General features: G+C 68.1%; 1 protein-coding gene and 1 pseudogene. Both read left to right on the top strand.

What is annotated here, in order from left to right; genetic code table 11:
- A pseudogene (gene aceE, locus ACE3OK_RS12575) lies at positions 1-995 on the top strand (pyruvate dehydrogenase (acetyl-transferring), homodimeric type); the annotation flags it as partial.
- Positions 996-1,022: 27 nt separating this feature from the next.
- Positions 1,023-1,539 (top strand): creatininase family protein (locus tag ACE3OK_RS12570; RefSeq protein WP_374249892.1); only part of this gene is annotated, 517 nt, incomplete at its 3' end.

The following is a 1,539-nucleotide window of genomic DNA, read 5'->3' as shown; positions in this document are numbered from 1 at the left end:
GCATTTACAGCAGCGTGGGCCAGCGCTACGAGCCGGAAGACATTGGCTCGGTGCTGAGCTACCGCGAGGCGCTGGACGGGCAAATACTGGAAGAAGGCATTTCCGAGGCGGGCGCCATCGCCAGCTGGACGGCAGCCGCCACCAGCTACAGCGTGCACGGCTTTCCCATGCTGCCGTTCTATATCTACTACAGCATGTTCGGCTTCCAGCGCGTGGGCGATGCGATCTGGGCCGCAGCCGACCAGCGCGCCCGCGGCTTCCTGCTGGGCGCCACCAGCGGCCGCACCACGCTGGGCGGCGAGGGCCTGCAGCACCAGGACGGCTCCAGCCACCTGATCGCGGCCACCATCCCCAACTGCCGGGCGTGGGACCCGGCCTTTGCCGGCGAGATGGCTGTGATCATCGACCACGGCATGCGCGAGATGCTGGTGGAGCAGCAAGACGTGTTCTATTACGTCACGCTCATGAACGAGAACTACGCCCAGCCCGACTTGCCGCCGGGGGTAGAGGGCGACGTGGTGCGCGGTTGCTATCAATTTCGTAGCGCCTTGCGCAATGCGGATGCGGGCTCCAGCCCGATTTCATCAAAGTTTGTGACGTTGTTGGGCTCTGGCGCCATCCTGACGGAGGTGCTCAAGGCCGCCGACCAGCTGGCCGCCCAGGGCCTGGCGGTGGACGTGTACAGCGTCACGAGCTGGAGCGAGCTGGCCCGTGACGGCATGGCCTGCGAGGCGCAAGGCGAGGGCCGCTTGCCCCACATCACCCGCCAGCTCGCCAGCAGCCAGGGCCCGGTGGTCGCCGCCACCGACTATGTGCGCGCCGTGCCCGAAAGCATCCGCGCCTTCATCCCGGCTGGCCGCCGATACGTGACCCTCGGCACCGATGGCTTTGGCCGCAGCGACACGCGCGCCGCCCTGCGCCAGTTCTTTGGGGTGAACGCGGCCAGCATCGTGCGGGCCGCCCGCCGCAGCTTGGGGTTATCGCCGGAGGCCTGAGCCGGCGCCGGCCCCTAAGATGGCGGGATGAAACTCAAATCCCGCTTCTGGGCCGACCTGTCCACGCGCGACTTCGCCCAGCTCGACGCCCCCGCCACCGTGGCCGTGCTGCCGGTGGCTGCCGTCGAGCAGCACGGCCCGCACCTGCCCGTGAGCGTGGACACCACGCTGGTGGACGGCGTCATTGCCGCCTCGCTGCCGCACCTGCCGGCTGAACTGCCGGTGCTGTTCCTCCCCACCCAGCAGGTGGGCAAGAGCAATGAACACATCCGCTTCCCCGGCACGCTCACGCTCAGCGCCGAGACGCTGATCCGTGTGTGGATGGAGCTGGGCGCCTGCGTGGCGCGCACCGGCATCCGGAAGCTGGTGCTGTTCAATTCACACGGCGGCCAGCTCAGCGTGATGGACATCGTGGCGCGCGACCTGCGCACCGCGCACGGGCTCATCGTGTATTCCACCAACTGGTTCACCCTGCCGCTGGGGGATGAAGTCAACGGCCTGTTCCCGCCCGAAGAGCACCGCTTTGGCATCCACGCGGGCGACA

It is taken from the genome of Thermomonas sp., assembly GCF_041905325.1.
Lineage (GTDB): Bacteria > Pseudomonadota > Gammaproteobacteria > Xanthomonadales > Xanthomonadaceae > Thermomonas.
Note: the sequence above shows the minus strand (reverse complement) of the source record. Positions and strands in the feature narration are given on the sequence as shown.